The following is a 22,885-nucleotide window of genomic DNA, read 5'->3' as shown; positions in this document are numbered from 1 at the left end:
TAGACGGAATCAGGCATGAATAAGCTGTAATATGTCCAAGCATAACAGAGGAAAGGGGCAGCTCTCTTAATGACAGTCAGCGCAGTAATTTCGATTAGTTACTTTATTCTGCTCGTTCCGCTATATATTTATATGAGATACAGACAGGCAATAAAGCAAAACCGCTTTATCTATTTGCAAACGGAAATGGTTCTTGCCTGTCTGTTTTTTTATACAAATTTCCTTTTATATTTAACGGTCTTTCCGAATCGTTTTTCCGCCCCTAGGGATCAAGTCAGTGTCAATCTCATGCCTTTTCACTCAATCTATCAAAACGTTCACGCCTATCACCAAGGCTACCCAAATCTTGTATTTTTAAATCTTGCTGGAAACATTCTTTTATTTGTTCCGCTCGGTTTTTTACTTTATTGGAGATATAGAAAAATGTGCTGGCAGAAAGCGATTTTAGCAGGTTTTATCCTATCAACGATGATTGAAGTACTGCAATGGATTTTCTCCCAATTTGATATCATTACTAGAAGTAGCGATATAGATGATATGATATTAAATACGATAGGAACAGCGATTGGCTGTTTTATATATCACATGTACCAACGAAGGAAGGAGAAGATTAGGTGAAGCGAGTTTGTATCATTCCCTGTGGTGCAAAAAAAATATGGGATGTTAAGCCAGATGCGGGAAGCCAGCCGGCACACCTTGTCTATTTAAGCCCCCTTCATCAACGAACGAAGTGCTATGCCCAAACCTTTTTTTCCGAATGGCTGATTTTATCAGCGAAGCACGGTTTTTTACATGCACATGACATTGTATCTGATCATTATGATGTTGCGTTCGGAACACCGCATCCTGAACAGATCACAGAAGAAGAACTCTATCGTCAATTCTATGAAAAAAAGCTATTCGCATATGATGAGCTTGTGATATTAGGGGGAAAGAAATATCGAAAAGTCATTGACCCATTATTGCAGTCTCATCAAAAGGCAAATTATCCGCTAACTCCTTATCGAGGGATTGGCTATATGTTACAGGCATTAAAGGCGGCAGTCGAGACAAAAACAGAACTTACGCCGCATATATAATGAATGCACAACTTTCTATTTGCAGGGTTTTGAAGATGAAAAAGAGAATGATTGAATAAGCGATGCTGGTCGCTTGCAGTTCTTTTCAAAAGCCACTTTCATGCCGCATTGTCAATGGAGAGGTGGCTGAATAAAAAAGGGGGCGTATGAACATGACAACCATCTATTTAGCTGGTGATTCAACCGTTGCGTCTTACCCAGATCGTCCTGTTCAAGGAGGTTGGGGAGAGTTTTTACATCGTTATACGGCAAAAGACGTAAAAGTCGTGAATCGGGCGATCGGTGGAAGAAGCTCAAAGACATTCATTGAAGAAGGGCGTCTTGATCACATATTGGCAGAGATTCAGCCGGGGGATTGGCTTTTTACTCAAATGGGACATAATGATGCATCAACGTCGAAGCCTGATCGGCATACGGAACCTTTTACGACCTACAAAAGCTATTTGTCACAATATGTTCATGGAGCTAGAGCAAAGGGGGCAACACCACTTTTGTTAACCCCTGTTGGACGATTTCATGAAAAAGACGGAGAATATATTAATGTTTTTCCTGATTATTGTGCCGCCATGAAAGAGTTAGCCGATGAGGAAGAAGTTCTTCTTGTTGATTTAATGACCGCCAGCCTTCGATTTTATCAGATATCAGGTCTAGAGAAGACAACTTCTTACTTTATGCTGTCAACGGGTATTGATGACCGCACTCATTTTACAAAAGAAGGTGCAGATGCGATTGCAAGACTTGTCTCTCTTGAATTAAAGGATCTTGGTTTAAGCATTGTGTGAACCATGAAAGGACGGGTGCAGTGCCCGTCTTGTTCTTTTTGGCAGAAAGCTATTGATTCCCTTGACCAGAGTAGACTACAATATACATATATGATAATGAGAATCAATATCACTTATAGATGTATTTTAGAAACTGGAGGGACTCAAATGACAGATCAGCTTGAATTATTTGACGTCACCATTATTGGAGGCGGTCCAGCAGGTATGTACACCGCCTTTTATAGCGGGATGCGAGATTTAAAGACGAAAATACTTGAATACAATGAAAACCTTGGAGGAAAAGTACTTCTTTACCCAGAAAAAGTCATTTGGGATGTAGGCGGATTGCCGCCAACAAGAGGTGAACAGCTCATTAAACAGCTCGAAACGCAGGCGAAAACATTTGACCCAGAAATTGCGCTGAATCAAAAAATCACAAAGTTCGAGCGTTTAGAGGATGGTCATATTCTGCTGACTGCTGAAAATGGTGATCGCCATTTAACAAAGACGGTCATTTTAGCGATGGGTCATGGAATTCCAGTTCAGCGTAAACTTGAAATCGAACATGCAGACCGTTATGAAGTGACAAACCTTTATTATACAGTGCAAGAGCCGAAGACATTTGCAGGTAAGCGAGTCGTCATATCCGGAGGCGGTGACTCAGCCGTCGATTGGGCAAATGCGCTTGAACCAATTGCTGAAAGCGTCACGGTTGTGCATCGTCGTGACATGTTTGGTGGACATGAGAAAAACGTGGCGAACATGAAAGCGTCAAGTGCACGAATTTTCACACCGCATGAACTGATAGAGCTTCATGGTCATGGAGAGAACATTCAAGCTGTGACCATTCAGCATTTAGAAACAGGTGAAATCGAACGAATTGAAACTGATGCAGTCATTGTCAATCATGGTATGAAAGGTGATTTAAGTGTTCTAGCAGACTGGGGACTGAAGCAGGGGGACTGGGGACTAATCGAGGTCAATGAAAAAATGGAAACCAACTTACCAGGCGTATACGCCGTAGGAGACCTATGTACACATAAAAGCAAAGTCCGTTTAATTGCCGGTACATTTGTTGATGGCGTAAATGCATTGAATAGTGCAAAGCTTTACATTGAACCAGAAGCAGAAAAAGTGGCGTACGTCTCCTCACATAATGAACGCTTTAAAGAGAAAAACAAACAATTACAATCAGCTAGTGCTCATTGATTAGCATCCAGTCAAACATTGTTGTCAAAGGGTTAAAATGGTGTTTATTTGAGCCCTTTTTCACCAGCACTTAAGAATTTGACAACGAATGCGAGGGTTTGTCTACACGCTGAAGTGCTGCCAAGATGGGCAGCACTTTTTTCATATGGAAGGAGGAAGAGGAATTGACGCTCTAGACAGATACAATTCTTTCTATGACAGAAAGCAACGAACGATCCTTGATGAGAGGAAACCTTTTGGCGAGTGAAATCGTAGTACCTAATGAGGTGAATAAGATGCAAAAGCACTTAGAAAAAGAACTATTTCTCCTATCTATGAGACATGCCTTTATCGTATTTTATTTTTGGTTGCTTTCTTTCATTACCCAACCACTGATTACTCAATCCCCTCTTTTTCTTGCAATCATTGTCCTTTTTATGTCCCATCATCTATTAGAAAGTATCGTTTGGTTTTATAAATCGAGAAAAATCAGGAAGCGTCAATCAGGAGATGTATCGAAACTTGGCCATGTTTTTATTCGGATTGTTCAAAGGGGAGAGCAGCTTTTCATCATCTGTTATGTGATGTTCTTCATCATTGATTTGGTGAAAGGTGAAGCGGACGTCTTTTCGCTCATTTTATCTGCTTTTCTCTTTGTAGTTATCTTACTTCAACATATTCAGTTTTATTACGTACAAATTTTCTTTAAGTCAACAAGTTGGTTGAAATACATTCCTTTTCAGCAAAAACCTCGACCTGCTTGCATTGTTAGGGAACGAAAGGCTATGGGACGGTCGTAAATGTGCCCTCCCTTGTTTTGATTCATATAAAATTAACATAAAATGATAATAAAATGAGAAGCATGGGAAAGGGAGTGTGCGAGGGTGAAAGCGGTTGGATTATATGAGTACTTGCCAATTGAACATGAGCAAAGCTTGATTGATCAGGAGGTTGAAAAGCCAAGAGCAACTGGACGGGATGTGCTGGTCAAAGTAGAGGCTGTGTCGGTGAATCCTGTTGATACAAAGGTAAGGACATCTATGAATCAGAAGGAAGAGGAATTGAAAATCCTCGGCTATGATGCTAGCGGGATAGTGGTTGAAGTGGGTGAAGCGTGTACGTTGTTTCAGCCTGGTGATCATGTGTACTATGCAGGAGACATCACTCGTCAAGGTTCTAATAGTGAATTTCAGCTTGTGGATGAACGAATCATTGCGAGAAAGCCTGCCAATCTCTCTTTTGCAGAAGCAGCAGCGATGCCACTGACGACAATTACTGCGTATGAGGCCTTGTTTGATCGCATGCATATCAAGCGAAATGAAGAGGACCGGACCATTTTAATCATAGGCGGTGCTGGTGGAGTAGGCTCCATTGCCATTCAACTGGCTAAATTAACAAATGCGACTGTCGTTGCAACAGCATCAAGACCAGAAACAAGACAGTGGTGCCTCTCATTAGGAGCCGATTATATCATTGATCATCATCAACCTTTATTGGCACAATTACAGGAAAAAAAGATCGGTGAAGTGGATGCTATTTTATGCTTAAACGATACTGACGGGCATTTTCAAGGAATGGCAGAAGCCATTAAACCACAAGGAACGATATGTACAATAGTTGAAAATCAAAACAGTTTGGATATTCAATTGCTAAAAAACAAAAGTGCTGCTTTTGTTTGGGAATTCATGTTCACACGCCCTATGTATAAGACAGAGGACATGATAAAACAGCATGAGCTGTTAACAGAAGCAAGTGAGTTATTTGAACAGGGGAAATTAAAGCACACTTTAACAAAAGTTCTGAGTCCTGTGAATGCAGCAAATTTGAGACATGCACATCAAGAGCTTGAGAAAGGGCAGATGATCGGCAAATTCGTGCTAGAAGGATTTTAAAGAGCAGGCGACAATAATTGGTTATATGAACCATTTTGAACAACAAGCATACTAAGGGATGATAGAAACGCGATTTCAAAAACCTTCACAGAGAATGATATACACGATGAAATAAAAAAGACGGATTTAACATGACCGTCTTTTTCCTCGTCTGTCTTCACTCTCTTTCGGGGCGAAGTGCCTTTTCTAATATGGCCAGACCTTCATTTACTTTTTCTTTTTCTTCATCGTTGAGCCGTTGGAGGGAATTTTTAATTTTTTCGTGTCCTTTTTGATAAATACTTCTGAAAATATTTTTGGCTTCCTCTGTCATTTCTACGACAATGATGCGTCGATCACGTTCAGAATGCTTCCGCTCGATAAAGTTTGACTGCTCTAAACGGTCAAGCAGACCTGTCATATTGGACAAAGATGCCCCCATTTTTTCAGCAATTTCGGATACCTTGAGAGAGCCATGGTTATTGAGCAGCATGAGCACTTTCATCTGAGGCATACTCATATCGAGTTTCATCCATTCAGAGACATCTCCGAGTCCTGCGGCTGTGAGTACTTTCATATAAAGCACCCATGTCTTTTTTTCTTCTGGAGATAGAATTTCCTCTTTTAGTACGGTGGTATCATGAATATTATACTCCACGCTTGTTCACTTCCTTTAAGCGGCTCTTCTCTTTATATTACTGATTTTTACTTCTAAAGGAAAGCATCATGAAGCTTTTGCATGTTAAACTGAATGAAACAAGTGGTATTTGTTGTATAATAATGTTCAGTTGAAAACAAATGAAGCAAACTAGAAAGTTGGGAAAAAGATGTGGAACAAAAAAACGGGCATGACAATCTTAAAAATGCTTTTTCCAGTCGTCATCATCCTTGTATTGATTTTTGTCGCCAAGCAGGAGCTCAGCGGCCTTTCCATTAAAAAGACCTTTTATATTATTGACAATTTGAATCGAATGGATTTGTTTATTCTTGTCTTTCTTGGACTTGTTGCTGTCCTCTCTATGTCCTTATATGATTTTATTTTAAGAAGAAGTCTTGATATGCAAATCAGTAGCTGGAAAACAGTTCGGATCTCTTGGATTGCGAACTCCTTTAACAGTGTACTTGGATTCGGAGGCCTATCAGGAGCAGGGCTCCGAACGCTTTTATATAAGGAGTACATATCAGATACAAAAAAACTGTTGAAAGGCATTGCGCTTTTGACATCTTCTGTTCTTTTAGGTTTGTCTATTTTCAGTGATTTGATATTGGTCAGGGTTCTACCAGTTGAGAGTATTATTAGTCAGGAACCTTGGCTATGGGCATTTGTGATTATCTTTGCTTGTCTTGTGCCGATTTATATCATCATGGTCTCGGTTCAAAAAAGCTCGATTCAGGGGGGCGAAAACGGACTTAAGCATCCGATTTACGCATACATTGGTGCATCATTTTTAGAATGGTTAGCAGCAGGTCTTGTCATGTATATGGCTGTTGTGGCAATGGGAATGAACGTCGATGTCCGAATCATATTAGGTGTGTTTGCCATTGCATCAATCGGCGGCTTAATCAGTATGATTCCAGGGGGATTCGGTTCATTTGATCTAATCTTTTTACTCAGTATGCAATACATTGGTTTCGATAAAGAAATGGTGCTGACAGCCCTTGTTTTGTATCGTTTCGTGTATTCAATCTTTCCGTTTATTCTTGGGCTTTGTCTGGCAGCATACGATTTAACTGGAACTACCCTTAAACGCCTTGAAGGCAATCCAAAAATGGCACCTGCCATTGAAACGACGAACGTCTTAATTGTATTGCACAGGGCATTATTAATCCGTTTGTTGTACGGTTCTTTATCCATTTTAACGTTTGGAAGCGGCTTATTGATTATGGCTTCCGTTGTGCTGCCTGTAGATCGTTTAGGGGTGATTACAAGCATTCCCCGTTTTCTGTTATCAGGGTTTAACGGTCTATCTTTAATGTTCGGGATCATCCTTATGATTTTGTCCATTGAAGTGTACAAAAGAACAAAGCGGTCTTACGTTTTGACGTTGATTTCTCTAGCTGGCGGTTTTGTGTTTACCTTGCTAAAAGGGTTTAACCTAAGCCTGATTTTTATTTTGCCCGTCATTATGGCAGTTTTCTTTTCACTGCGAAATCAATTTGTGAAGCAGCAAGCCCCTTATTCCTTGTATCAATTTATAGCGGCTACAGTCGGATATTTACTGGTTCTGTTTAATTATAATGTCATAGGGAACTTTATCTGGGAGAAAATTGGACATTTCCTAAGCAAGGATTATCTTGTGCATAATGAACGGCACATCACCATGACGAGCATGATTGCTTTGATCGGTGTACCGCTTTTCTTTTTCATTAGTAGATTGATTTTTAATAAAAAGGCCTTTCCTATTGGAGAGGAAGCAGATGAACAAAAATTAAAAGCGTTCCTAGAAGAAAAGGGAGGAAATGCACTCAGTCATCTTGGCTTTTTAGGGGATAAAAAGTTGTTTTTCTCAAGTGATGGTGAGGCGATGCTTCAGTTTGGACGCATTGGCCGCTGTGTGATTGTGCTTGGTGATCCATCTGGCCGTAAATCCTCTTATCCGCTTGTTCTTGAGGAATTTTTGCAGGAGACTGAAACAGCAGGTTACCGCGTTGCATTCTATCAAGTGGAACGTGAAGGGATGGCCTTGTATCACGATCTAGGCTTTCACTTCTTTAAGCTTGGAGAAGAAGCCATAGTCAACTTAGAAACATTTTCTCTTTCAGGTAAGAAAAAATCAAATCTAAGAGCTGTCGCCAATAAGTTTGAGCGGGAAGGCTACACTTTTGAAATGGTTGAACCACCTTTTTCTGATGAATTTCTGTCCACATTAAAATACATTTCGGATAGTTGGCTCGGGAAGAAAAAAGAAAAAGGCTTTTCACTTGGTTACTTTCATGTAGACTATCTACAAAAAGCACCCGTTGCGATACTCAAGGATGAGCAGGGAAAGGTCATTTCTTTTGTTTCCTTAATGCCAATGTATCAAGAAGGGGAGATCTCCATCGACTTAATGCGGCATATGCATGATGCACCGAATGGGATGATGGATGCCCTATTCATCCACCTCTTTCAATGGGCAAAAGAAAAAGGCTACAAATCATTTAATATGGGGATGGCGCCACTGTCGAATGTAGGAACGTTTCATCAGTCCTTCCTAACAGAACGCTTAGCCAGCGTCATCTTTAACAACGTGAGATATATGTATAGTTTTAGCGGCTTACGGTCGTTTAAACAAAAATACAAACCAGAATGGCGTGGGAAATATTTAGCGTATAAAAAGAATACGTCACTGCCTGTCACCATGGCGCTCGTCACCAAACTGATCGGGATGGACCCAAACCGAAAACGGTCTCAATAAGACAAAAAACCTTTTCCTTCACTAGGTGAAGGTTTTTTTAGACAAAAGAATAGAAAAAGTGGTAAAGTGGAAGGGTAAGGGGGATGTAAGGAATGACATTAAATGAATGGTTTACAAAGGGGTTAGCTGAACGTACTTATGTACATAACATGGAGAAAAACCGCGTTAACCTACTCACGGTGTACAACCAGTACGCGATTCACCAAAAAGAAAAAGAACTGCTTCAGCGTCTTCAGAAGAAAAAGCTAAGAGCGCTTGTCATCACAGCAGATTGGTGCGGGGATGCGATGGTGAATGTACCAATTTTTATGCGCATTGCGAGTGAAGCACTCATTGATGCACGCTATTTCATTCGAGATGAGCATCTAGACCTAATGGATCGGTATTTAACGAACGGGACCGCAAGATCAATTCCAATTTTCGTCTTCATTGATCAAGACGGGAATGAAGTGGGGAAATGGGGACCGCGTTCAGCAGAAGCACAGCGCTTTGTGGATGAGAAAAAGCCTGATAAAGGAGTACCTGAATTTGAAGCTGCTTTTGAGGCATTTGCCAAAGAAGCCGTGCATCGTTACACGACAGACCGTTATTTATGGAAAGATATTGAGAAAGAAATAGTAGAAGTTTTGGCAAAAATATAAATCAAAAGACTACTTCGCCGCAATGGGAAGTAGTCTTTTTTTATCTTGTTTTTGCGTTTTCTTACAAATCACCGCATACATAAAGATGTAGAAAAACCGCAGAAATCGATCAAATCCCGCAGAAAACCGCAATGCATCACGATTTTCCCAACAAGTTTTAGTTGAAAAACGTCATATATGCCATGAAATCAGCAATTTTGCCCTTATCTAAAGGCTCATATAACGCACAACCGTTTGCTTTTTCCCAATACAAGAGGCCCAGCAACTATAGTAATCTAGTTGTAATCTCCTTTGTACGAACTAAAAAAACAAATGACGGAAAAGGACTGGCGGTTAATTTATGAAAAAAATCATTTATCTAGAGCAAGAAAAGAAGAAGCTAGCTGAATCAAAAAAAAGAGAACAACGTTCCATCAAATCATTAAGGCTGCTCGTGTTTTTCGATGGACAAAGTCCTACATGTGCGAAGGCAATTGATCTATTAAAAGCACTCGATTGGAAGAATCGCATTCACTTCGAATCATTTAGGAATTCACAGCTTTTAAAGCTGAATAAAATAAGCGAAGATAAAGCAGAGAAACGAATCGTCTCTATCTCCTTAGCCAAAAATCAAAAAAATTCAGGGATTTATACATTGTTGCGTATTGCTTGCAACATCCCTGCATTATGGGGAACGGTCCCATTTATTTTGCTTAGCATCTGGTTTGGCTTCGGGCAATATGCGTACGATTATTTTTCGAAAAAACGATATATTCATTCTGTCGAACAAGTGCCCCGTCCTGAAAGAGATCAACAAAAGACAATCTAAAATATAGAAAAAGCATGACCTTTGATCGGCAGAAGGTCATGCTTTTTTGTAGTATGGAACATATCGCTCTAAGTGGCGAAGCAGTTTCTCAGTATAAGAGGAAAACTCACACTGATCAAGCTCAGAAGACGCATAAGAAAGCAGGGTTCTGAGTGCAAAAAGATACTCATTGTGTAATTGGTGGTTATCAAAGTACGGAATGGCTGCTTCGACTAAATATGTTTTTAAATCATGTGGGTTCTGTTCAATCATTAATTTATAGATTTTGATCATATATAAACAGTGCGGCTGAATACGTGGCTGTTTTAACAACTCATGTATGTAAGGAAGTGCCTTCTTCCGATCATATTCAGCATATAATGTCGCAATTTCATACAGCGTTTCACAATAGCGATCCTCTATTTGTTCCTGATTAAAGTAATTCAATGAATCTAGTAAAAAAGGCACTGCCGATGAAAAATCACCTTCACGTTTCAAAAGAACCCCGTAATAAAAATAAGCGATCATTTTAATAAAAGAATCTGGATAAAGCGATGTATGCAAAATGACTTCTTTTAAATATTTCTTAGCTGTTTGAAATGCTTTTAATTCCAGCGAGATCACGCCATGTATCAATGTACAATGAATGATTCGTTTGAAATTGTTTTTTTGCCTATATAAGTCCATCGCCTGATGTGTTGCCTCAAGAGCATCACCAAAACGTCCCATTTTTCCAAGTGCTTTCGCATAATTATAATAAAGATCACTTTGTTCGACAGAAGCGTAAGAAAAGCAGCTTTCAAGCTTTTTCAACCCTTCTTCTAGTTGACCATTTTTAATCTGATGTATCCCATCTAGATATTCAAAGGTTTCCTTCTCTGTTTCAATAAAGGTCTTTTCAAACTTTTTTAACACGCGATATGTCTTTAATGCAAGCGGCTGCTTTTCAGTTAATAGATAAAATTGAAATAAGGACAAATGATACTGAATGCCTAAATCTAACGAAAAAAACTGTTCTTCATGATGAATAATCATTTCAGCGTTTTGTTCAGCTTGATCTAGGGCATAGAAATACATGTTCATTTGAAACTCATCAAGCAATGACAGCAAGTGACGTGCCTTTTGAGAGAGCGTTTCTTGGCTGATTCCAAGTCTGGCAAGCAGTAAATTGATCGTATCTTGATTCGCCTCTTTTGAACCATTTTCAATTTTGCTTAAATGAGACACAGAACAAATTCCTTCTGCCAATTCGGATTGGGTCATATTTTGTTTATATCGATATAGCTTTATAATTTGTCCAATATTGGTTTTCATTACATCAAAAAGCCTCCCTTCCAATCATGGGTCGAAAGCCTTTAGCAAAAACAGCCAGTTGAGTAAATGCTTAAATGGGAAAAAGCTGAAATGATTTGATTATTTTGGCTCCTCTTTCAAAATTTATTTAAAACGTAATATGATTGTAACATTAGTTGAAAAAATCAAACAACTTTTAAGCTAATGAAAAGGAAGGATCTTATTTGCAACAAATCACTATGATGTTTATAATGTGAATGAGAATCAATTTCAATTAAATTGATTGAAAGGATGACATATATGCCAGAAATGAAACAACAAACGCAAAGGTTAACAGTTCGAGACGCTATTAGATATAGACGTTCAATTCGAAAATTCAAAGATATAGCTGTTTCCATTGAACAGCTTCAACCTTTATTAGAAGATGCGGTCTATGCGCCGAATCATAAACTGACTGAACCATGGCGCTTTCTTTATGCCACAACGGATGAAGCGAAAGCGACATTTGTAGAACGGTTTATTGCCTACTTTAAGCGAAACAATCCTGATGCGAAAGAAGAGAAAATCATTCAATATCGAGAATATTTTTCGAAAGTGCCAGCCCTTTTATTTGTTGTGTTAAAGGAGGATGAGGACCCTGTTGTGAGAAATGATGACTTTGCAGCAGTCAGTTCCCTCATTCAAAACCTCCAGTTGCTCGCTTGGGATCAAGGGATCGGAATGGTATGGAAGAGCGGTAGAATTTTGTACGATCGAGGCTTTCAACAAGATATGGGATTAAAAGAAAACGAACGCTTTGCAGCCATTCTTCATATTGGTTATCCAGCAGAAATCCCCGAGGAAAAAAAGCGACAAAAGGCGTCAACCCTGCTAACGGAACTTAGCTAACAAAACAAAGAAAAAGCAGACCCTCTAAAAGGACTGCTTTTATGAATTATTGATTCTTGGCATTCTTGGCACGTTGATCTGCTGCTTTCATTCGTGCCATTGCTTTTACGTCATTTGGATCTGCAAGTTCTTTGGAAAATTCAACAAATTCGCCATCCGTCTCATTGGCATAAGCCTGCCTGACGGATTGTTTGTTTTGGTCTTTTTTCAAGGCCTTCTCCTCCTCCTTTACAAGATCATTTTAGTTATGTGCTTGTTGGAGTGGAATATCCGCATCATTTGCTTCTTTTTTCTTCTGCCTTTTCCGCTTTTTTAAATTCCTGCTGATACAGAACTTCCTGTGTCTTCTTTAGCGGAGAAGTTGGTTGGTGATCTTTCTTTTTCATCACAACAGCCTCCTCACATGGTTTCCCTTTTAGAATTGCTGTTTTAAACTTTTTTTATTCCTCGGAATGTAAAATGGCTTCTTTTAGGTCTGGATGTAGAAATTCATAAGAAGACAGCAGTGCTTTTTTCGGTAGAGCCCGCTGTCCTTCTAAGACAAGTAAGGACATCTCCCCAAGTACAGCTTTGATCACAAAGGAAGGAACCTTCAGCCAATGAGGGCGATGGAGTGCTGATGCAATGGTTTGACCAAGCTGTTTCATTTGAACCGGATTAGGAGAGGTCACATTTAGTGGACCAGACACATGATCATGTTGAATCGCAAAAGCAATGAGATGTGCCACGTCCTCCACGTGAATCCAAGATACCCATTGTGCCCCAGAACCGATTGTTCCACCGGCAAATAGTTTGTATGGCAGTGTCATAAGAGGCAGGGTGCCTTTTTTCCCTAATACGACTCCAAAACGTGTATAGACTGTACGGATGCCGAGTGCTTCAATCTTTTGACCTTCAGCTTCCCAAAGCTTTGATGTATGACTTAAAAAATCTGTCTCTTGCGGTGAAGATTCCTCTGTGAAATCCTGCGTCTTTGAAGTGCCATAAATACCGACAGCACTTGCCTGAATGAGCACAGACGGATTTGATGCTTGTGCTTCAATGATTCGCCTCACTTCTTTTGTGGCCTGAAGCCGGCTTGAGAGGATTGCTTTTTTGGCATTGTTCGTCCAGCGTGTAAAAATGGATTTGCCCGCAAGGTTAATCCATACATCAATAGGAGGCAGTTCATGTTCAGGTGCAGCACCTTCTGTCAGCCACTGGACGTAATGTAAATGTTTTTGTTCGGATTCCTTTGAATTTCTTGTTAAAATATATAGATGATGTCCTTCATCTGCGAGCACTTTTGTCAATTGCTGACCGATAAACCCAGTTCCTCCGGTGATGGCGATATTCAAATGACATCTCTCCTCTCATATACATACTTATATCTTTCACGATTTTGAATAAAAAGAAACATCCTGACTGTTTCAAAAAGGAGTGAAAACAGGATGCCCTATATTACGAAAATTTCTGCCCAGAAAAACAATTCAGAGCGTGTAAACATCTTTCTTGATGAAAAATACGCATTTAGCGTTGATTTAGATGTGCTTGTCCAATTTGACTTGAAAAAAGGCAAAGAATTGGACGAATCAGACATCATTGAAATTCAATTCGGCGATCTGGTCAAAAAAGGATTTAAGCAAGCTGTCGATTATTTATCTTACCGCATGAGGTCAGTGAAAGAAGTCACTGATTACCTGACGAAAAAAGAGTTTCCAGCACCTGCTATTATTGAAATTATACACAAATTAAAGCATTATCAATATGTAAATGATGTTGAATTTGCAGAAGCTTATGTCAGCACGCAACGTAAAACCAATCACAAAGGACCATCCGTCTTAAAAAGAGAATTAAAGCAAAAAGGAATTGATGAAGACATCATTGAACAAGCACTGGGGCAATATTCAAATGAGTTGCAGCTAGAGGAAGCCGTCAAACAAGTACTCAAGCTTGTCAAGAAAGAGAAGAATCGTTCTGCGAAAGAGATGGAGCAACGCATCAAGCTTCAGTTGCAAAGAAAAGGTTTTTCTTTTGAAGTCATTGATCAAGCCCTTCAAGAAGCCTATGATGGACAAGAAGAAGAAAAAGAAGAAGAAGCGCTCAATTATATGCTGGAGAAGGCAAAGCGCAAAGTGAGATATGACGGCTCATTTGAAAAGAAGATGAAAGTGAAGCAATTCCTCTATCGGAAAGGCTTTGATCTCGATACAATTGATCACGTTCTAGACAAAGGGGAATGACAGATGGACAAACGCTATAGTGAGATGACAGAATACGAATTAAAGCAGGAAATTGCAGCCTTATCGGAAAAGGCAAGAAAGGCTGAGCAGCTTGGTATCGTTAATGAATACGCTGTATTAGAAAGGAAAATTGATATGGCCAAGGCATATTTATTAGACCCAAGTGCCATTCAGACAGACACCACTTATCAAATCAAAGATACGGACGAGCACTTTTACGTTCAATATTTAAATGGTGTGTTTGCGTGGGGATATAGGTTGTCGACCCCAGATCAAGAAGATGCATTACCGATTTCATTACTGACACAAAAGGACTGATCTTAAAGATCAGTCCTTTCGTTCCTTACTTCGAGCGCTGCTTACGGACGTTGTTCTGAAGGACGATGTCGTGCTGCGTTTGCTGGGTTTCTCCATTGACCTGAGAGGCTGAATGCTTTGCATTCGCCCATGGTTGGGGATAAGCTGTTGTTCTTAATTGAACAAAATCCTCCATATACGATTTACCATTTGCACTCATATCTCAAGCACTCCCTTTGGAAAAATTAGCGTTTTCCTGATGCCCTCATACGTTCCTGTGGACGTGTGTTCGTCTCACCATTTGGTCTTTTAGATGCTAAAGCATCTGTAGCCCCTGGCTCGCCTTCATACTTGTGATTCACTTGATTTGGAAACCCCTTTGCTTTATTGCGCATATCGATTCCCTCCAAAGAATACAAATCATTTGCGTCTTTTGAAGACGTAAGGGTAGTATATGAAAAAAGAGTTTTTTTAAAATAGGCACTTTTTGCTAGATGAAGGAGGAATCAATATGGAACAATACTTTGAACGATTAACTGAACAACTCATGGAAAAAAATAATATGCTGACATATGACGAAGCACGCACATGGGTGGAGCTATTATGGAGTGATTTTGAAACGACCTATGCAAAAGCAGGGCGCAAGTATAAAGGGCAAGAAACGACAGAACGCATTGTGCAGGAATGGATAGAGAGCTATGGTGCTCAGTTGCATTTATTTCAAAATGAAAAATCGAAAGCAAACGAGCATCTGCAAAATAACAAAAGGCTACTCCACTAAAAGGCTCGCTTTTTCATTTTTATTCATCAAGTTGAACGAATTGGGCATTATATCATCATACATTATTGATAAAACCATCTCAGTCTGTGATAAGCATTACAGGCTTTTTACAATAGATAAACTTAAAATTACATTAAATTCATATGGGTGAAAACGATTGAGAACAAACATTTGATATAATGAAACGATTGAAAAAAACATGAAATAGATGGTTATGAAAAAAAGTGTTTCATTTCCTCACAAAAAAGGAATAATGAACATATCAGACGGTATGAAAAAATGAAGAGAAGGTGCGATATGAAACGGGAATTGCTCTCTGTTATAATTCCTTCCTACAATGAAGGTGAAAACATCAGACGAATCTTTGAGGCACTTGAGGAAGAGTTTCGCGATTTTCATTATGATTATGAAATCATCTTTATAAATGATGGAAGCAAAGACAACACTCTTCAATACATGAGAGAGTTATCTCACAAGAGTGCAAAGGTCAAATATATTTCCTTTTCACGTAACTTCGGAAAGGAAGCAGCCATATTGGCTGGGCTCGAACATGCAAAGGGAGAAGCGGCGATCATTATGGACGCCGACCTGCAGCATCCGACGTATTTGATTCGAGAATTTGTCAGAGGGTTTGAGGAAGGGTATGATCAAGTCATTGCCAAACGGAACCGTAAAGGTGATAGTCCAATCCGTTCTTATCTATCATCCATGTACTATAAAGTCATGAACAAAGTCGTAGAAGTAGATTTGCGTGATGGCGTAGGTGATTTCCGCTTAATTTCACGCAAAGCAATCGACGCATTGCTTCAATTGAAAGAAGGGAATCGCTTTTCAAAAGGGCTTTTTTGCTGGATCGGTTTTGAAGAAAAAGTCATTTATTATGAAAATGTGGAAAGGCAGCATGGTGATACAAAATGGTCGCTGAAGAAATTATTTAACTATGGCATTGATGGCGTCATTTCTTTTAACAACCGCCCGCTGCGCATTTGCTTGTACACTGGCATACTGATCTTATTCCTCTCTTTGATTTATATTGTGGCTACCTTTATTCAAATCGTCAGAACAGGGATTATGGTACCAGGTTATTTCACTATAATATCGGCTGTACTTTTCCTCGGCGGTGTTCAGCTTTTGAGCCTAGGTGTGATTGGAGAATATATTGGCCGTATTTATTATGAAACAAAAAAAAGGCCTCATTATTTGATTCAAGAGTCAAATGTGACGGAAGAAGAGACAAGCTCAAAAGAACAAGACCGAGTGTTAACTCAGTTATTTAAATAACGATGGATTCAAATAACCGGCAAGCGTGAGTCGCTTGCTGGGTTGTTTTGTTTCGAGAAAAAGCTGATTTTCTTTGGAAAGGATTTATAAGATGAAACGTAAATGGATGATCATTGGAATTTGTCTCATTCTCGCCATACTAGGCCATTCCTTCTTCTTATATGAATATGCCAACGGCCGATTCATGACAGGTGACGGAGATGGTATCTCACAAATGCTCCCATTTAAAAAGCTGCTTTATGACGAATACGTCAAAGGAAACTTTTTTTATTCTTATCAATTTGGTCTAGGCGGCGGGACATATACACAATTAGGTTATTATTTTACAACGTCGACTGTCTTTATGATCACTGTGCTCGTTGTGTGGTTCATGAATACGCTTCATATCATTCAGTCAACGGACATTCACTTCTGGGCAAATGCTGTTATTTGGTTAAGTGTGATCAAGCTGACGCTCATCCTCTTCATTGCCTATCGCGTGCTGCGATCCATTGTTCAAAATCAAACAGGAGCACTGACAGGAGCCGGTATATATGGATTATCCATTACATATTTCCGGCATCAAACATTTTGGGAGTTTTTCACAGACAGTATGATGTGGTTCCCCTTGCTGGTGCTTGGGGTTGAACGTATTTTCAAAACTGGCAGACCGGCTTGGTTTATTGTTGCGTGCAGTCTCATGCTGATCAACAATTTTTATTTTGCTTATATTCACTTTATTTTTTTGGCTATATACCTTGTGTTCAGATCTTTGATCAAGCTCCGCAGTGAGGAGCGTGGCTGGAAGGTGATATGGACCCTTGCTTTCTCAACGCTGTTATCCTTTGGAATCAGTGCCGCCTTCTTTATTCCATCAGTTTATGGCTTTCTCAATAATTTAAGGCCGCCGTATGATCAGGCGATTCCTTGGTTTGAACTGCATGACCACCTTATCTTTACAAGTAGGGTGTATTTACTGCCTGTGGTCTTTCTGATTTGTCTGTTCCTCGTTCCGCTTTATCGAAATCGGTGGTTTTTTATGTTCACATCGATTAGCACTGTGCTCATCATTTTTCATTACAGTCCGAAAATGGCAAGTGTGTTTAACGGTTTTTCTGCTCCTCAGTACAGGTTTGAATACATGTTGGCGTTTACAGTCGGTGCGGTCGTGGCCATCACCATCAAACATGTCCACCAGATCGAATGGAAGTGGAAGAAGCGGGCGGTGATAGGTGCATGGCTTGTGTTCATTCTCACAGTTGTCTTGTCAGAACGGGCTATGCGTCATTTGGATGTGGTTGTATTTACGGGAACGGGTCTTCTTGTCATCAGTCTTTTCTTCCTTTGGACACATGCTGAAAAACGTCAGCATCTTCATCTGTTTTCAGCAGTTCTGCTTGTATCAAGTCTACTTACAGCAGGTGTTTATCAAAAGGGATACTTATCTGAGATAAGTAACATAAAGGAAGTATCAAGTGCTTATATGAAAAGCGAGGCGTATGCTGGTCAAGAGCAAATGAAGCTCATTCAGCAAATTCAAAGCCGTGAGAAAGACCCGCTCGCCCGCATTGATTGGATGAACGGCGTTCGGAACAATACCCCATTATTTGAAGGTTTTAATGGCATGAGTGTGTATTCAAGTATTTTGAATAAGCACCTGCTGCATTTTTACTGGAACGACTTGCAAATTGATACGGGACGAGAAAGTGTCAGCCGCTATGCCACCATGGGAGACCGAAATAATTTATACAGCTTGACTTACGGCAAATATTATATGAGAAATAAAATGATGCCTTCACCGCCCGCCTATTTTCAGCCGATCATGGAAAGTGAGCATTATGAGGTGTATGAAAATACACGGCCGCTTCCATTTGCAAGAACAACGAGTACCGTCTATTCAGAAGAATCCCTACAGCATGTGTCAGCACTTGATAGAGAGCATGCGATGCTGCAAGGCGTGATTTTAGACAAAAAAGGAAATGCTGAAATCGAGCATGCGCCAGATCGAGTAAAGGATACAAATATTCATACGGAACAAGCCGTATACGAAAATGGTGTGCTTGATGTATACGGGGAAACGGGCGGCCTAAATATCACGCTGCCAGATGATATGGCCCGTTCAGGGGATGTGTATGTGAGCTTTTATGTGAAGCGCACCGACCGTAACGAAGGATTTCAGTTGTCTGTTGATCAATACGTCACTTCACGAAAAAGCAATACATCGATCTATAAAACAGGCGTAAATGAAGTCACCATTCGAGTGCCTGCCGAAAAAATTCTATCAATCCGAGTACCAAAAGGAACGTATGAGTTTCGACAATTAAAGCTATATCAAGAGCCTTACCGCGTCCTGCAACAAGCATATGAAAAAGCAAGAAAAGATAATGGAAACCAGCAAGTGAAACTCCATAACAATCGCTTCACCATCTCTTATGATAACAAGCGAGGAGATGATTATATGGTCATCCCGGTTCCGTATGAACAGGGATGGGAACTGACGGTGAATGGACAAAAGACGAAGATTGAAAAAGCCAACTACACATTTATCAGCTTTCCAATAGAAAAAGGCAAAAACGAGATTGTGTTAACCTACTATCCACCTTATATCAGAATCTTGGTTCTTATCTCTCTCATCAGTCTGCTTGTTGCGATCATCTATGCATGGAGAAAACACAAAAAGAGGTAGACAATTCATTAGAACAATAATGAAGCCCAGTATGGCAAAAGGAAGTTGTACGACAAAATGCGGCATCCTAAGAAAGAATAGACCTCGAACAAAAACTTTTTTCAAACTCTTAGAAAAAAACGACTGCAAGAAGTCCTAGATACGGGTTTTTGTATGACCAAGATTGAAAAAGAAAAGACAGGTAAGAATGTAAGGTAACTGCTGATTTGTTGTTAGTTTTGAGTATCATCACCTGAAAGATGTGACAATAATGGCGGAAATTTCCATCACACTCTACACGAGTATGTGAATAAAACGAAAGCCAAGCACCTTAAAATTTTTTTATGCCACATCACTTAAATCCGAAATACAAAAAAGACTCGCTCACACAGAGCCGAGTCTTAATTTTTTTTGCAGTTTTTCTTCACTGAAAATCCAGCCGGTATAGGAATTTTTAATTTGATGGTCCATGTCGATGTGGCAGATCGCGACAAAAGGATAGTGACCTTTGCTGCGGTAGCGCAAATCAATGAACCGCACCTCATAATGATCCTTGTATTTATCTACTTCCCACCGGTATACAGGGGAGAAGGACAGAAAGGCTGAAATGTTTTCGTCTTGTTTAGCAATCTTCATAATTTTCGTGTCGGGGACCGGCACACGGTTAAATGTGTCTAAGATCACGATCTCCCCATTCATGCTTCGACCGACATGAAAAGACGATTTACATTTGACCGCAATGCGCCATTGTCTGAATTTCATCGTTGGCGAAATGATGATCTCTTCAATCTCATCAAAACGTTCACGCAGCTCACGTTTAAGCTGAAGCTGCATGATCACCCTGACGATATAATAACAGAAGATCGCCACATACAGCGTTAAGAACGTATAGCCGGGATGCCCGCCAATCGCCCAAATGACAATGGCCACAAGATGGGTGAAAAAGATAAACGGATCAAATGTGTTAATGATCCCCAGCGCCACCCATTTTTTCGAAAATGGACGAAGGGCCTGTGTGCCGTATGCATTAAAAATATCAACAAACACATGAAGCACAACGGCAAGAAGTGTCCATAACCAAAGATGAAGCACATTCGCCCCCGGCACAAATGGAAACAGCACAGCCGGAATAAGCAATGACCAAACCAGTATAGCTGGTATGGAATGGGTAAATCCTCGGTGATTTCGTATATAAACCGCATTATTTTTTAATTTTAGCACAGTATCAATATCTGGTGCTTGGGAGCCAGCAATGGTTGCAATCATAACGGCATGTGCCATTTCCGGATCTGCACTAACGGCTGGATCTAAAAGCGCAAGTCCCCCAAGAGAAATGCCCATTACTACATGAGTACCAGTATCCAATTGATTACCTCCTAGTTGTCGTGCTTAGGAACAATCATACAAAGTATACGTCTTCTCTAAAGACTATGTGCAAAATCACTTTTGCTTTGTCTTGATTTAATGTAACATATTAACGTATCTACAATCAGTATACAACAAATAAGGTTCTTTTCAGAACGTTAGCCCTCGGTTCATCATAAGGAGTTTAAATATGAAAGAAATTCAAGAAAAGCTGGATCGTAAACAAATTGCAGATTTTCAGCACGATTTAATTGATTGGTATGAAAAAGAAAAACGGACATTACCTTGGCGTGAAAACCAAGATCCTTACCGCGTTTGGGTATCAGAAGTGATGCTTCAGCAAACGAGAGTGGATACGGTCATTCCTTATTTTCAACGGTTTATGGAGCAATTCCCTACTGTCAAAGACCTCGCTTTAGCAGATGAAGAAAAAGTCATGAAAGCATGGGAGGGTCTTGGCTACTACTCACGAGTGCGTAATTTACAGGCAGCTGTGAAAGAAGTATATGAATCCTACGGTGGCGTTGTCCCTGATACGAAAGAGCAATTTTCAAAGCTAAAGGGCGTAGGTCCTTATACAAGTGGAGCTGTTTTGAGCATCGCATACAACAAACCATACCCTGCTGTAGATGGTAACGTCATGAGAGTCATCTCACGTATCCTGTCGATATGGGATGACATTGCGAAACCGAAAACGAGACATATTTTTGAATTTGCAGTCGATCAGCTCATTTCCCGGGAAAAGCCGTCAGAATTTAATCAAGGGCTCATGGAGTTGGGTGCACTCATTTGCACTCCTACATCCCCAGCCTGTCTTATTTGTCCTGTGAACATGCATTGCTCGGCCTTTGAGGAAGGTGTTCAACATGAATTGCCTGTCAAAAGTAAAAAGAAAAAGCCTGCTGCCAAATCAATGGCAGCAGCTGTTTTGTTCGATGAGGCGGGCTATCTTTATATTCATAAGCGCCCCAATACAGGTCTGCTTGCGAACCTGTGGGAGTTTCCAAACACGGAAACCACCAAAGGGAGAAAAACGGAAAAAGAGCAGCTACTCGAATTTTTAGAGCAAAAAGCAGGCGTACAGGTTCAACTAGGTGATTTAGAAGGCACGATTCAACATGTATTTACCCATCTGATCTGGAATATATCCGTTTTCTTTGGGACCGTCAATGCTGTGACAGATGACACCGTACTGAAAAAAGTAACGAGAGAAGAATTTGAGTCACACGCTTTGCCGGTATCACACCAAAAAATTTGGAAGATGGCAGTGGAGCAGCCTAGTCGTATTTAACCGTTGTGCCGTGGGTATAATCGGCTTCATTCCGGTGCAGACCCCCGCGCTCTTCTATTTCAGAGACGATTTCTCGATACTTGGATTGCCCTTCTTCGTTTAAATAAGGTAAAATTTGTTGGAAAGCATGATGAAAATAAGCAAGCTCAGTATCTTTCCATTGATCCTTTGACATCATGCCAAGCTGGCTTAGATCGCGTCCGACGTACATGAATGTAACCTCCTAATAGGAATTTTCCTATTAGTGTGAAGCGAATGGACGAAAACTATTCAAATCAGGAGATGAACCTTAATGAGTCAACGTAAATGTGCATTAATTACAGGAAGCAGCAGAGGTGTTGGAAAGGCAGTTGCCCGTCGCCTTGCTGAAAAAGGATATGACATCGTCATTAACTATGCGAGAAGTAAAAAGGCAGCACTAGAAACAGCTGAAGAAATCGAAGCATTAGGCGTAAAAGCGTTAGTTGTAAAAGCCAATGTCGGTCAGCCAGAAAAAATCAAAGACATGTTTCAACAAATTGATGAAACATTTGGCCGTTTAGATGTATTTATTAACAATGCGGCATCTGGTGTACAACGTCCAATTATGGAACTTGAGGAAAACCATTGGGACTGGACAATGAATATTAATGCAAAAGCCCTATTATTTTGCGGGCAAGAAGCGGCGAAACTCATGGAGAAAAACGGTGGTGGACATATCGTCAGCATTAGCTCACTAGGCTCCATTCGCTACCTTGAAAACTACACAGTAGTCGGCGTTTCAAAAGCAGCACTAGAAGCACTCACACGTTACTTATCCGTTGAGCTGTCACAAAAGAATATCGTCGTCAATGCCGTTTCAGGCGGTGCGATTGATACAGATGCACTTAAGCACTTCCCGAACCGAGAAGAGCTATTAGAAGATGCGAAAAATAATACCCCAGCAGGCCGTATGGTAGAAATTAAAGACATGGTCGACAGTGTAGAATTCCTTGTATCAGGCAAGGCAGACATGATCAGAGGACAAACCATTATTGTGGATGGTGGACGTTCTTTACTTGTTTAAAAAAAATCATGAATAGGATGTACACCTTTTGCACAAATTAATGTGCGTGGAGG

Annotated in this window: 26 protein-coding genes; 17 read left to right on the top strand and 9 right to left on the bottom strand. The window is 40.1% G+C overall.

Annotation, left to right across the window (positions count from 1 at the left end; translation table 11 throughout):
- Positions 1 to 69: 69 nt before the first annotated feature.
- The 6 genes from ABVJ71_RS07690 (at position 70) to ABVJ71_RS07665 (ending at position 4,920) form a co-directional block, all read left to right on the top strand.
- A complete protein-coding gene (locus ABVJ71_RS07690; protein ID WP_353856346.1) occupies positions 70 to 618 on the top strand; it encodes a VanZ family protein in 549 nt (182 codons plus the stop codon).
- Positions 615 to 1,079: a DUF6884 domain-containing protein gene (locus ABVJ71_RS07685; RefSeq protein WP_353856345.1), complete on the top strand. Its 465-nt coding sequence runs from the start codon at positions 615 to 617 to the stop codon at positions 1,077 to 1,079. Before ABVJ71_RS07690 ends, ABVJ71_RS07685 begins: the two co-directional genes overlap by 4 nt.
- Before the next feature lie 152 nt (positions 1,080 to 1,231).
- Complete coding sequence (locus ABVJ71_RS07680; protein WP_353856344.1) at positions 1,232 to 1,861, top strand: rhamnogalacturonan acetylesterase; 630 nt, start codon at positions 1,232 to 1,234, stop codon at positions 1,859 to 1,861.
- A 147-nt stretch (positions 1,862 to 2,008) separates the two neighbouring features.
- Positions 2,009 to 3,049 (top strand): NAD(P)/FAD-dependent oxidoreductase, encoded by a 1,041-nt coding sequence (locus ABVJ71_RS07675; protein WP_353856343.1) that lies wholly within the window; start codon positions 2,009 to 2,011, stop codon positions 3,047 to 3,049.
- A gap of 275 nt (positions 3,050 to 3,324) precedes the next feature.
- Positions 3,325 to 3,828, top strand: coding sequence for a hypothetical protein (locus tag ABVJ71_RS07670; protein ID WP_353856342.1), 504 nt, complete (start codon positions 3,325 to 3,327; stop codon positions 3,826 to 3,828).
- Positions 3,829 to 3,912: 84 nt separating this feature from the next.
- On the top strand, positions 3,913 to 4,920 hold the full coding sequence (locus ABVJ71_RS07665) for a zinc-binding alcohol dehydrogenase family protein (RefSeq protein ID WP_353856341.1): 1,008 nt from the start codon (positions 3,913 to 3,915) through the stop codon (positions 4,918 to 4,920).
- A 157-nt stretch (positions 4,921 to 5,077) separates the two neighbouring features.
- Here ABVJ71_RS07665 and ABVJ71_RS07660 read toward each other — a convergent pair whose 3' ends face one another.
- Positions 5,078 to 5,557: a MarR family transcriptional regulator gene (locus ABVJ71_RS07660; RefSeq protein ID WP_353856340.1), complete on the bottom strand. Its 480-nt coding sequence runs from the start codon at positions 5,555 to 5,557 to the stop codon at positions 5,078 to 5,080.
- 169 nt (positions 5,558 to 5,726) lie between these two features.
- On the opposite strand from ABVJ71_RS07660, the gene mprF reads away from it, so the two are divergent.
- From mprF to ABVJ71_RS07645, 3 genes are all read left to right on the top strand, one after another.
- A complete protein-coding gene (mprF, locus tag ABVJ71_RS07655) occupies positions 5,727 to 8,297 on the top strand; it encodes a bifunctional lysylphosphatidylglycerol flippase/synthetase MprF (RefSeq protein WP_353856339.1) in 2,571 nt (856 codons plus the stop codon).
- 92 nt (positions 8,298 to 8,389) lie between these two features.
- On the top strand, positions 8,390 to 8,938 hold the full coding sequence (locus ABVJ71_RS07650) for a thioredoxin family protein (protein WP_353856338.1): 549 nt from the start codon (positions 8,390 to 8,392) through the stop codon (positions 8,936 to 8,938).
- A gap of 340 nt (positions 8,939 to 9,278) precedes the next feature.
- Complete coding sequence (locus tag ABVJ71_RS07645) at positions 9,279 to 9,746, top strand: DUF393 domain-containing protein (RefSeq protein WP_353856337.1); 468 nt, start codon at positions 9,279 to 9,281, stop codon at positions 9,744 to 9,746.
- A 36-nt stretch (positions 9,747 to 9,782) separates the two neighbouring features.
- Here the strand turns inward: ABVJ71_RS07645 and ABVJ71_RS07640 are convergent, their stop codons facing one another.
- On the bottom strand, positions 9,783 to 11,039 hold the full coding sequence (locus ABVJ71_RS07640; protein ID WP_353856336.1) for a helix-turn-helix domain-containing protein: 1,257 nt from the start codon (positions 11,037 to 11,039) through the stop codon (positions 9,783 to 9,785).
- Between the two features lie 279 nt (positions 11,040 to 11,318).
- On the opposite strand from ABVJ71_RS07640, the gene ABVJ71_RS07635 reads away from it, so the two are divergent.
- Complete coding sequence (locus ABVJ71_RS07635; RefSeq protein WP_353856335.1) at positions 11,319 to 11,906, top strand: nitroreductase; 588 nt, start codon at positions 11,319 to 11,321, stop codon at positions 11,904 to 11,906.
- A 46-nt stretch (positions 11,907 to 11,952) separates the two neighbouring features.
- Here the strand turns inward: ABVJ71_RS07635 and ABVJ71_RS07630 are convergent, their stop codons facing one another.
- From ABVJ71_RS07630 to ABVJ71_RS07620, 3 genes are all read right to left on the bottom strand, one after another.
- Complete coding sequence (locus tag ABVJ71_RS07630; protein WP_353856334.1) at positions 11,953 to 12,117, bottom strand: YfhD family protein; 165 nt, start codon at positions 12,115 to 12,117, stop codon at positions 11,953 to 11,955.
- Between the two features lie 64 nt (positions 12,118 to 12,181).
- Complete coding sequence (locus tag ABVJ71_RS07625; RefSeq protein ID WP_353856333.1) at positions 12,182 to 12,292, bottom strand: YfhE family protein; 111 nt, start codon at positions 12,290 to 12,292, stop codon at positions 12,182 to 12,184.
- A 54-nt stretch (positions 12,293 to 12,346) separates the two neighbouring features.
- Positions 12,347 to 13,243: a TIGR01777 family oxidoreductase gene (locus tag ABVJ71_RS07620; protein WP_353856332.1), complete on the bottom strand. Its 897-nt coding sequence runs from the start codon at positions 13,241 to 13,243 to the stop codon at positions 12,347 to 12,349.
- Positions 13,244 to 13,336: 93 nt separating this feature from the next.
- Between ABVJ71_RS07620 and recX the strand changes: the two genes are divergently transcribed.
- Together recX and ABVJ71_RS07610 are read left to right on the top strand one after the other, a co-directional pair.
- Positions 13,337 to 14,128 (top strand): recombination regulator RecX, encoded by a 792-nt coding sequence (gene recX / locus ABVJ71_RS07615; RefSeq protein ID WP_353856331.1) that lies wholly within the window; start codon positions 13,337 to 13,339, stop codon positions 14,126 to 14,128.
- A gap of 3 nt (positions 14,129 to 14,131) precedes the next feature.
- The gene (locus ABVJ71_RS07610) at positions 14,132 to 14,446 is read left to right on the top strand and encodes a YfhH family protein (RefSeq protein WP_353856330.1); all 315 of its coding nucleotides are present in this window, start codon (positions 14,132 to 14,134) and stop codon (positions 14,444 to 14,446) included.
- 25 nt (positions 14,447 to 14,471) lie between these two features.
- Here the strand turns inward: ABVJ71_RS07610 and ABVJ71_RS07605 are convergent, their stop codons facing one another.
- Positions 14,472 to 14,645, bottom strand: coding sequence for a YpzG family protein (locus ABVJ71_RS07605; protein WP_353856329.1), 174 nt, complete (start codon positions 14,643 to 14,645; stop codon positions 14,472 to 14,474).
- A gap of 25 nt (positions 14,646 to 14,670) precedes the next feature.
- A complete protein-coding gene (locus ABVJ71_RS07600) occupies positions 14,671 to 14,820 on the bottom strand; it encodes a small, acid-soluble spore protein K (RefSeq protein ID WP_353856328.1) in 150 nt (49 codons plus the stop codon).
- Positions 14,821 to 14,936: 116 nt separating this feature from the next.
- On the opposite strand from ABVJ71_RS07600, the gene ABVJ71_RS07595 reads away from it, so the two are divergent.
- The 3 genes from ABVJ71_RS07595 to ABVJ71_RS07585 all read left to right on the top strand — a co-directional run bounded on the left by ABVJ71_RS07595 (position 14,937) and on the right by ABVJ71_RS07585 (position 19,152).
- Positions 14,937 to 15,206 (top strand): YfhJ family protein, encoded by a 270-nt coding sequence (locus tag ABVJ71_RS07595; protein ID WP_353856327.1) that lies wholly within the window; start codon positions 14,937 to 14,939, stop codon positions 15,204 to 15,206.
- 297 nt (positions 15,207 to 15,503) lie between these two features.
- Positions 15,504 to 16,487, top strand: coding sequence for a glycosyltransferase family 2 protein (locus ABVJ71_RS07590; RefSeq protein ID WP_353856326.1), 984 nt, complete (start codon positions 15,504 to 15,506; stop codon positions 16,485 to 16,487).
- Positions 16,488 to 16,578: 91 nt separating this feature from the next.
- Entirely contained in the window at positions 16,579 to 19,152 is a 2,574-nt protein-coding gene (locus ABVJ71_RS07585) for a YfhO family protein (RefSeq protein WP_353856325.1), read from the top strand.
- Between the two features lie 363 nt (positions 19,153 to 19,515).
- On the opposite strand, the gene ABVJ71_RS07580 is transcribed toward ABVJ71_RS07585, so the two are convergent.
- On the bottom strand, positions 19,516 to 20,496 hold the full coding sequence (locus ABVJ71_RS07580) for a metal-dependent hydrolase (RefSeq protein ID WP_353856324.1): 981 nt from the start codon (positions 20,494 to 20,496) through the stop codon (positions 19,516 to 19,518).
- A 190-nt stretch (positions 20,497 to 20,686) separates the two neighbouring features.
- On the opposite strand from ABVJ71_RS07580, the gene mutY reads away from it, so the two are divergent.
- Positions 20,687 to 21,787 carry an A/G-specific adenine glycosylase gene (gene mutY / locus ABVJ71_RS07575; protein ID WP_353856323.1) on the top strand — a complete coding sequence of 367 codons (1,101 nt, stop codon included), beginning with the start codon at positions 20,687 to 20,689 and terminating at the stop codon, positions 21,785 to 21,787.
- Here mutY and ABVJ71_RS07570 read toward each other — a convergent pair.
- Complete coding sequence (locus ABVJ71_RS07570; RefSeq protein ID WP_353856322.1) at positions 21,774 to 21,998, bottom strand: hypothetical protein; 225 nt, start codon at positions 21,996 to 21,998, stop codon at positions 21,774 to 21,776. The two genes, mutY and ABVJ71_RS07570, sit on opposite strands and share 14 nt — an antisense overlap.
- Positions 21,999 to 22,079: 81 nt before the next feature.
- On the opposite strand from ABVJ71_RS07570, the gene fabL reads away from it, so the two are divergent.
- Positions 22,080 to 22,832: an enoyl-[acyl-carrier-protein] reductase FabL gene (gene fabL / locus ABVJ71_RS07565; protein ID WP_353856321.1), complete on the top strand. Its 753-nt coding sequence runs from the start codon at positions 22,080 to 22,082 to the stop codon at positions 22,830 to 22,832.
- Positions 22,833 to 22,885: the final 53 nt, after the last annotated feature.

The organism is Bacillus sp. Bos-x628, from assembly GCF_040500475.1.
In the GTDB taxonomy this organism is placed as follows: domain Bacteria; phylum Bacillota; class Bacilli; order Bacillales; family Bacillaceae; genus Bacillus; species Bacillus maqinnsis.
Note: the sequence above shows the minus strand (reverse complement) of the source record. Positions and strands in the feature narration are given on the sequence as shown.